We start from the raw sequence: 8,244 nt of genomic DNA, 5'->3' as shown, positions 1-8,244 counted from the left end.
AAACGCCGATGACGGCGTTTTTTTTATTCATTATTTGCTTTTCTTTGGAAATGGAGTCTAATTCTATAAACAGCAAGTATAAAAATAATGACGATAAGACTTTCAATTGTTGGCATTCGCATCACTGTTGTAAAAATCGTTAATATATACGTTCCAATTAACAATAGAATATATACGAAAACCTTTTTAGATAGTGGCAGCTTACGAGCAAATCCAAGTTCATAAGCAATCGCGCAAAGAATAAAATTCATTACATAAAATATCCAAAATATATTTTCTATCCCATTTCGTTCTACTACATAATCAAATACAAACCTAAAGCCATCCATATGTATCCCCCAATATTCACTAAGCTCTTCTATTATCATACTAAATCTTTCACATTCCTGCCACTGACAAGCGAAGCTTTACTAATAAAATCATACATATAAACTAATAAATCTATTAATTAAAAGGGTAATCCTTATATGTTTGTTATAAAACAAGCAGTCTATATTTCTATTTTTTGAAGAAAACGCACTTTTCATATATACTATTTAATGAAATAGAGGTGCTTATATGAAGAATATTAATATTCCAATGCTTTTATTAGCCATTCTTGTAGTTGCGATGTTCTTTCTTGTTGGACTCGCTATCGCTTTCCGCAATATTTGGTTTATCTTATTATTCCTAATACTCGGATTCGCAATCTTTGGTTATGGTTTATCTCTAAAAAAAAGAAGAAAGTGACGAGCACCTTGTCACTTTCTTCCACTTTGTATAAACGCTATTAAGTCGTCCTTCAAAATCGGGTTACAAGCAAGAATTGATGATTTCTCAAGCATATTAACTTCATTACCAGCAATATCTGTCGTAACGCCACCTACTTCATTTACAATCACAATACCAGCTGCAACATCCCATGGAGAAAGTCTTAATGATAGATATCCATCTTCAATTCCTTCTGCCGTATAAGCGAACTCCAACGCAGCAGAACCATAGGTTCTCGTCCCACGTACTTTCCTTACAAACTCCTGCATCGTTTTTTCATCTACAAGTCTATTTTCACAAAGCCAAAAATGGTTCATTCCAATAATAGCATTCGTTAATTTTACGTTTGATTTAAGCTGAGGCAATTCTTGCTCATTTTTATAAGCACCTTCGCCCCTTTTCGCATGGTATAAAATATCTGACATGACATCATAGATGATTCCTATTTCACCAATTCCATCTTGATAAATCCCAACAGAAATTGCAAAATTTCTTTTTTGATGAACAAAGTTCATTGTCCCATCAATTGGATCAATAATCCAAACCGTTCCATCAAGTGACGTAACCGAATCACCATAGCCCTCTTCCCCAATAATAAAATGGTTGCTATATTTTTCTTTTATTTTCTGGACAAAATACGCTTCTATACGTTTATCTAATACCGTAACAAGATCATTCGGATTTGATTTCGTTTCAATACTTAACGGGGCATTCATTTCATCTCGAATGATTGTTCCTGCTTCCAATACCCATTTTACCGCCTGTTCATATATATCATTACGAATCGCTTTATCCATATGTACGCCCTCCACTTTCAGAATTATAATTTCAATTGTAACAAAAGGAAGGGTTTCCGTCATTGTATTTGAATGACCCCAATATGTATTCGAGTATTTCACTAATGCTTCCAATACATATTGGGGTCAATTATTAAGCGTGCTCATTTTCAATTTGTAACATCTGTTTCCTTAAATCCTCTAAACGTTCCTTCGCTTTAATCATTGAAACCGTATCTTTGGCTTGCATCGCATCATAAAGTGTAACTAGCTCATAATCAATTTCCATTCGAATGACAGGCAATCTCTCTTCTGCTTCTTTTCTTCTCAGTGCTTCCATAACATATTTCAAATTCGCCACTCCCTTTTCAAATAGCTTGTTTTATCAGTTACATCTGTTTTCTTTATCTTATGACCTTAGAATTATAATGTTCATAGCTTTTCTGAAATTAATGATTATTTTTATTATCATTTCCCGGTTTTAGCACTTTTAAACATAGCCTGAGAATTCCAGTTCTATTTTAAAGGTTGATTTCATGGGAAAAGAATGCTTACTTGTATTAGCTTTCACTATCGCTATGCTTTCCAAACATCTTCTATCGCGGGATTATTTTATTAGCTCAAATATGTATAGCTTGACTTACACCCCACAATAATTAATAATAATTATTATAAATAACATGAAGGAAGGAATGACGTTTTTGACTTTTCAAGGATTTAAACGCGAAGATTTTGAAACATTTACAATAGATGGTCTCGATGAAAGAATGGAGGCAATCCAGACAAGAATTCAGCCTAAATTCCAAGAAATCGGATCCGAACTCGCTGACTATGTAGCAGCACAATTAGGAAATGAAATGTATTTACATATCGCTAAACACGCTAGAAGAACTGTAAATCCACCAAAAGATACTTGGTTGGCAATAGCAGATAACAAACGAGGTTACAAAAAGCACCCACACTTTCAAATAGGTCTCTTTGACGATCATCTATTCATGTGGCTAGCGTTAATTTATGAGTTACCAAATAAGCAAGAAATTGCGAAGTCCTTTATCGCAGCGTATGATAAAATTAAACAGCTTCCAGACAATTTCGTTGTATCTCTAGACCATATGAATAAAGACTCGATTCCACTTCAGGAATTGGAGATGAAACACCTTGAACGCTTCAGAGACGTAAAAAAGGCAGAGTTTTTAATCGGAATTCATGTTCCAGCTGAAAGTGATTTAGCAGCAAATGGAAATGATTTACTCGATACGGCGAAGCAAACCTTTCATACATTAATTCCATTTTATCAATTAGCAGTACAATCACGTAACTAGTTGCCCTAGCTTTAAAACCCATTTTGCGAATGCATCCACAATTTATTACTTGTATGCACAAACACGACTAACAACCTTAAGAAAAACGAAAGACATTTATTCGCTTCGTGTTGCCGAATAAATGTCTTTCGTTTTAAACAACGGGGATAACTACATTTTAATAAAGTCATCTCCTGACTCTCTTGCTCTTTTCACAGTATGGTAACTGGAATAACCTGAAGTTGCTGCAAACGCCGAAAACAGTTTCTTTTCTTCGCTTTTTGAAGGTACAATTTGCTTAAATCGCCGATAAAGCAGTAATACCTCCGCACGACTAACTTTATTTTCATAAGCTTTTTCCACGAGCGAAAAAAAATTCACAACGTCAATAACCTCTTCAGTTGACCATGTTTCATCAATCGGATACTCGTAATTCATTGTTTTATTCACCTCATTAAATACCCTGCATGTACAGTAGCTCCTAATAAATAAGTTTATCATATACTTCTTTATCATACTTATTATAATACATATTCATAACTCTAAGTTAAATGATGCGTGCCTAGTGAAAGTTTTACTGACAAGAAATGCCTGCTGCAACTGGATTAATAACGCCTCACTAACAAGAATTTATATTTACAAAAAACTGATTATCGCCAATTTACACAAGATAAATTGAACACAAAAAAATAAGCTACATCAAATAATGCAGCTTATCCTATATTTGTATTATTTTTCATCACAAGTAGGACATGTACCGTAAAGAGTTGTTACTTTCTCATCTTCGTAATCTTCAATAACCTGTTGGCAATCCTGACAAATTATTGTACCCATTAAGTCATCTCCTTTTCGCGTTTAGCGATAACATATTCACATTATAATATGTCACACTAAAAGAGTCAATAGTTAATTAGTATAACATATTAAGGGTTTTAAACTGAATAACAGGACATTATTACATATAACTATGAATTCTAGATAAAAAGACACAACCATATGTATAAAACTTATGGTTGTGTCCATTATATGTTAACAATTCATGTGAAATGTAACCACTATTATAAAAATGTATTAGCTTTGATTTTTCATTTTGTTTCTATAAGTGCTGGGTCAAGCATTTCATAGCCTTTTTCCCGTAACCCCTCAACAATTCTAGGCAATGCTTCAGCTGTCCATTCGCGATCGTGCATTAGTAAGTTCGCTCCTGGTTTCAACAACGAATATGGGACATCCACTTCTGGACCTTCCCCTGAAATCATCGCTTCTGCAAGTTTTTCTGCATCCATATATGGTTGAAAATAATCATATCCATAAGTCCAGTTCATAACGGTCATGCCTTCCTCTTCTGCAACTTTAATAGCATAATCTGTGTTGGCACCATGTGGAGCTCGGAAAAATAATGGCCGTTCACCGATAATCTCTTCTATCCGATCACTCAGACTTATGATTTCTTCTTTTTGTTCTTCTTCCGATATTTCTGGTAATGTGGCATGGCTAAATGTATGATTTCCAATCATAAAGCCCATTTCATGAATTTCCTTGAGCATTTCTTCTTCCTCAGGTGTATCAATAAAATGTCCATTTACAAAGAATATCGCCCCTGCATCTAATTCCTTTAAAGTACTAGCCATTTCAACAGCATTTTCATCAGGAGCATCATCAATCGTCAACAAGACAATATCTTCATTAATTCCTTCTTCTAACGGGATTAATGACCAATTCTCTGAAATCGTATATTGCGCTTCAACAGGGGGATCATCCTCAACCACTTCTTCTCCTGCATCTTCTTCCGTTAGCTTATCCTCATCTGGCTTTTCGCCCTCTGATGGCTGTTCTTGCTCTTCATTTTCTTTATTTGTAGATGATGTTTTCCCTTGACTCGTCGTTTCCGTATCACTTGCACAAGCTGAAAGAATCGCAAGGCCAATAACAAGGATAATAAATGTAATACGTTTCATATGTAAAACCTCCTCCTAACTGTAAAAATAGATTACTAGATTTATTATAAAGTATTCGTGAAACAACTGTCATTCCCAATTCATGTCGAACAAATGATCCAAACTAATTAAACCAGGAAATGACTGCACGGGATACCAATATAATCCACTTCTATTATATACCCAAAACAATGTTGCTTCATGTTTACATTTATCGACAATAGCTTTTCATTTCAATAACAGTTCCATAACAATAGCTAAAGTTAAATATTCTTTTGATAAACTATCCTTACACAGTCATAAGATAAATTCACAATGAGGGAAGTGAATAAAGGTCGATGAACAAGTTATTATTGATCATTCCTACTCTATTATTACTTTTAGGTTGCCAACAACATAAAGATGAACTTGTTGAGGCCATTTCGTTTAATCCTTCGGAATATAATGTCATGATCATCCCAGAGGAATCCATTGAAGAAATTGATGATATATACGTTGATGCAATTATTGAATTAAAAGCAAAATATCCTACCGAATTTACGGATGCAAAAACGGTGGAAATTGATCCCGCTGAAATGGATATCCCTTTAGATACTACCGGTTCCACTCTAGTCATTCAAAAAAATGGACAGACAATTGCACATCTATCTCGTAATATGCCAAAAAATGAAATTATGGAGCAACTAGAGGTCACTTTAGAAGAAAATAAAAAGGATGCCCTGAACTAATAAAAGGGCATCCTTTTTACTAACTATTCATATCTATTCTTTGTCCTACAACATGTGAATAGGAGTTCCAAGTGCTACTTCTGCAGCTTCCATTGTAATTTCACCTAATGTTGGGTGAGCATGGATGGTTAATGCGATATCTTCTACAGTCATTCCTGCTTCAATAGCAAGTCCGATTTCTGAAATCATATCACTAGCGTTTGGACCAGCGATCTGACCACCGATTACTAAGCCATCCTCTTTACGCGTGATCAATTTCAAGAATCCATCACTATTATTCAAGGATAATGCACGACCATTCGCTGCAAATGGGAATTTCCCAACTTTCACATCATATCCAGCATCTTTCGCTTCTTTTTCTGTCATTCCGACAGTTGCAAGCTCTGGATCCGTAAAGGCAACAGCTGGTACACTTAGATAATCGATTTCAGATTTTTCTCCAGCAATTACTTCAGCAGCAATTTTCCCTTCATAGGATGCTTTGTGAGCAAGCGGAGGACCAGCAACGATATCACCGATTGCAAATATATTGTCTACAGAAGTACGACATTGCTTATCGATTTTAACAAGTCCTTTTTCATCAAGCTCAACTCCAGCTTGCTCTAAGCCGATTTCTGCAGTGTTTGGACGACGACCAACCGTTACAAGCACATAATCTGCTTCAACTGTTTCTTCTTTTCCTTTAGCTTCATACGTAACTTTTACACCATCAGCTGACTCTTCAACACCTTTAGCCATTGCTTCCGTAATGATTGTAGCGCCTTTATTTTTCAAACGTTTTTTAACGAGCTGTGTCATTTGCTTTTCAAATCCACCTAGGATATCTTTGGCACCTTCAAGGAAAGTAACTTCTGTTCCAAAGTTTGCATAAGCAGATCCAAGCTCACTTCCAACAAAGCCTGTACCAATGACAACTAATTTCTTAGGAACTTCTTTCAAATCCAATGCACCAGTTGAATCTAGTACACGATCTGAAAATTTGAATGTTGGAATTTCAATTGGTGATGAACCAGTTGCAACAATACAATGTTTGAATTTATACGTTTGGGAAGATTTTTCATCCATCACTTTCGCAGTGTTTTTATCAACGAAGTAGGCTTCTCCACTTACGATGTCTACTTTATTTCCCTTAAGAAGACCTTCAACACCAGAAGTTAATTTTTTAACAACGCTACCTTTCCACTCTTGAACCTTGGAAAAGTCGATCGTTACACCTTCCGTTTTGATTCCTATTTCTTCAGAGCCTTTAGCACTTTCCGCTAAATGACCTGCTTGAATCAATGCTTTTGATGGAATACATCCAACATTAAGACAAACTCCACCTAAAGTACCTTTATCAACAATTGTTACTTTTTGCCCTAATTGTGCAGCACGGATAGCAGCAACATAGCCGCCTGGTCCTGCTCCCACAACTAGCGTATCTACTTCTACTGGAAAATCTCCTACTACCATTACCTACGCCTCCATCATAATTAGTTGCGGATCATTTAGTAATCGTTTGATTTGGTTTAAAGCTAACTGTGCAGTAGCACCATCAACGATACGATGATCAAAGCTTAGAGATAAAGCAAGAACTGGAGCTACGACAACTTCCCCATCACGAACAATTGGCTTTTCAGCAATACGGCCAATTCCAAGAATGATAGCTTCTGGGTAATTCAATACTGGAGTAAACCATTGTCCACCCGCTGAACCAATGTTTGAAATTGTGTTGGAAGCCCCTTTCATCTCATCTGGTTTCAGTTTACCATCACGAGCTTTTCCTGCCAATTCATTTATCTCCGCAGAAATTTCAAAGATGGATTTTTTATCAGCATCTTTTACAACTGGTACGAGTAGACCTTTGTCTGTATCAGCAGCAATACCGATATTATAATAATGTTTTTGAACAACCTCATCTGTTGCGTCGTCAATCCAAGAGTTTAGGATCGGGAATTTCTTAGACGCTGACACAAGTGCTTTTACAACATATGGTAAGTACGTTAATTTAATTTCTTGTTCTGCAGCCACTGCTTTAAATTTCTTACGATGTGCAACAAGCTCTGTTACATCGATTTCATCCATTAGCGTAACATGTGGTGCTTTTGATTTTGAGTTAACCATTGCTTTTGCGATCGCTTTACGGATGTTTGTCATCTTCTCGCGTGTTTCTGGGTAGCTTCCAGTTGGAACTGCAGCTGGTTTCGCATCTTGTGTTTCTGCTGCTTCTTCTGTTTGTTCTGCTTGCTCTTCCGGTTGGTCACCGCTTAAGAAGCTGTCAATATCAGCTTTCAAAATACGACCATTTTTACCTGAACCAGTAACTTCCTCGATGGTTACGTTATTTTCTCTAGCATACTTTCTTACAGATGGCATCGCAATAACACGTTTACCTTCTGTTTCTGCTACTACTTCTTTTGTTTCTTTAGAAGTTTCTTTTGCAGGCTCTTCTGTTGCTTGTTTGTCAGCTGATGCTTCTTCTGTGTCCTGTCCACTATCATCTGACTCATAGCCTTCCGCGTCAATGGTAACAAATACATTCCCTACATTTGCTACCTCACCTTCTGCAACATGTATTTTTTTGATTGATCCTTCTACTGGTGAAGGAATCTCAACAACAGCTTTATCATTTTGGACTTCACATAGTACGTCGTCCTCTTTTATTTCATCGCCTTCTTTAACGAACCATTTTACGATTTCGCCTTCAGCAATACCTTCCCCAATATCTGGGAATTTAAATTCAAATGCCATACATCTTACCTCCTATCTCATA

The 8,244-nt window shown here is 36.1% G+C and carries 11 protein-coding genes; 3 read left to right on the top strand and 8 right to left on the bottom strand.

Annotated elements, in window-relative coordinates:
• Positions 1–23: 23 nt before the first annotated feature.
• Positions 24–329, bottom strand: coding sequence for a YlaH-like family protein (locus F1560_RS06670; RefSeq protein ID WP_149473858.1), 306 nt, complete (start codon positions 327–329; stop codon positions 24–26).
• A gap of 229 nt (positions 330–558) precedes the next feature.
• On the opposite strand from F1560_RS06670, the gene F1560_RS22085 reads away from it, so the two are divergent.
• Positions 559–729 carry a DUF5325 family protein gene (locus F1560_RS22085; protein ID WP_187773654.1) on the top strand — a complete coding sequence of 57 codons (171 nt, stop codon included), beginning with the start codon at positions 559–561 and terminating at the stop codon, positions 727–729.
• A gap of 11 nt (positions 730–740) precedes the next feature.
• Here the strand turns inward: F1560_RS22085 and F1560_RS06665 are convergent, their stop codons facing one another.
• Both F1560_RS06665 and F1560_RS06660 read right to left on the bottom strand, forming a co-directional pair.
• Positions 741–1,547, bottom strand: a complete 807-nt coding sequence (locus F1560_RS06665; RefSeq protein WP_149473857.1) for an inositol monophosphatase family protein — start codon at positions 1,545–1,547, stop codon at positions 741–743.
• Between the two features lie 133 nt (positions 1,548–1,680).
• Complete coding sequence (locus F1560_RS06660) at positions 1,681–1,878, bottom strand: hypothetical protein (RefSeq protein ID WP_149473856.1); 198 nt, start codon at positions 1,876–1,878, stop codon at positions 1,681–1,683.
• Between the two features lie 349 nt (positions 1,879–2,227).
• Between F1560_RS06660 and F1560_RS06655 the strand changes: the two genes are divergently transcribed.
• Positions 2,228–2,848: a YktB family protein gene (locus tag F1560_RS06655; RefSeq protein WP_149473855.1), complete on the top strand. Its 621-nt coding sequence runs from the start codon at positions 2,228–2,230 to the stop codon at positions 2,846–2,848.
• Between the two features lie 150 nt (positions 2,849–2,998).
• Here the strand turns inward: F1560_RS06655 and F1560_RS06650 are convergent, their stop codons facing one another.
• The 3 genes from F1560_RS06650 to F1560_RS06640 form a co-directional block, all read right to left on the bottom strand.
• A complete protein-coding gene (locus F1560_RS06650; RefSeq protein WP_149473854.1) occupies positions 2,999–3,265 on the bottom strand; it encodes a UPF0223 family protein in 267 nt (88 codons plus the stop codon).
• 291 nt (positions 3,266–3,556) lie between these two features.
• Entirely contained in the window at positions 3,557–3,661 is a 105-nt protein-coding gene (locus F1560_RS06645; protein ID WP_149473853.1) for a GapA-binding peptide SR1P, read from the bottom strand.
• A 251-nt stretch (positions 3,662–3,912) separates the two neighbouring features.
• Complete coding sequence (locus F1560_RS06640) at positions 3,913–4,785, bottom strand: polysaccharide deacetylase family protein (RefSeq protein ID WP_149473852.1); 873 nt, start codon at positions 4,783–4,785, stop codon at positions 3,913–3,915.
• Between the two features lie 317 nt (positions 4,786–5,102).
• On the opposite strand from F1560_RS06640, the gene F1560_RS06635 reads away from it, so the two are divergent.
• Positions 5,103–5,492 (top strand): hypothetical protein, encoded by a 390-nt coding sequence (locus tag F1560_RS06635; protein ID WP_149473851.1) that lies wholly within the window; start codon positions 5,103–5,105, stop codon positions 5,490–5,492.
• A 45-nt stretch (positions 5,493–5,537) separates the two neighbouring features.
• Here F1560_RS06635 and lpdA read toward each other — a convergent pair whose 3' ends face one another.
• A complete protein-coding gene (gene lpdA, locus F1560_RS06630) occupies positions 5,538–6,944 on the bottom strand; it encodes a dihydrolipoyl dehydrogenase (protein ID WP_149473850.1) in 1,407 nt (468 codons plus the stop codon).
• A gap of 3 nt (positions 6,945–6,947) precedes the next feature.
• Positions 6,948–8,222 carry a dihydrolipoamide acetyltransferase family protein gene (locus tag F1560_RS06625; RefSeq protein WP_149473849.1) on the bottom strand — a complete coding sequence of 425 codons (1,275 nt, stop codon included), beginning with the start codon at positions 8,220–8,222 and terminating at the stop codon, positions 6,948–6,950.
• Positions 8,223–8,244 lie beyond the last annotated feature (22 nt).

It is taken from the genome of Oceanobacillus polygoni (assembly GCF_008304605.1).
GTDB lineage: Bacteria > Bacillota > Bacilli > Bacillales > Amphibacillaceae > Oceanobacillus > Oceanobacillus polygoni.
The sequence above is the reverse complement of the archived record's forward strand: the minus strand, read 5'-3'. Positions and strand labels throughout refer to the sequence as shown.

Coding starts and splice junctions, on each gene's coding strand:
- F1560_RS22085 (WP_187773654.1), top strand. CDS start 559: ATGAAGAATATTAATATTCCAATGCTTTTATTAGCCATTCTTGTAGTT.
- F1560_RS06670 (WP_149473858.1), bottom strand. CDS start 329: ATGGATGGCTTTAGGTTTGTATTTGATTATGTAGTAGAACGAAATGGG.
- F1560_RS06635 (WP_149473851.1), top strand. CDS start 5,103: ATGAACAAGTTATTATTGATCATTCCTACTCTATTATTACTTTTAGGT.
- F1560_RS06650 (WP_149473854.1), bottom strand. CDS start 3,265: ATGAATTACGAGTATCCGATTGATGAAACATGGTCAACTGAAGAGGTT.
- F1560_RS06625 (WP_149473849.1), bottom strand. CDS start 8,222: ATGGCATTTGAATTTAAATTCCCAGATATTGGGGAAGGTATTGCTGAA.
- lpdA (WP_149473850.1), bottom strand. CDS start 6,944: ATGGTAGTAGGAGATTTTCCAGTAGAAGTAGATACGCTAGTTGTGGGA.
- F1560_RS06645 (WP_149473853.1), bottom strand. CDS start 3,661: ATGGGTACAATAATTTGTCAGGATTGCCAACAGGTTATTGAAGATTAC.
- F1560_RS06640 (WP_149473852.1), bottom strand. CDS start 4,785: ATGAAACGTATTACATTTATTATCCTTGTTATTGGCCTTGCGATTCTT.
- F1560_RS06665 (WP_149473857.1), bottom strand. CDS start 1,547: ATGGATAAAGCGATTCGTAATGATATATATGAACAGGCGGTAAAATGG.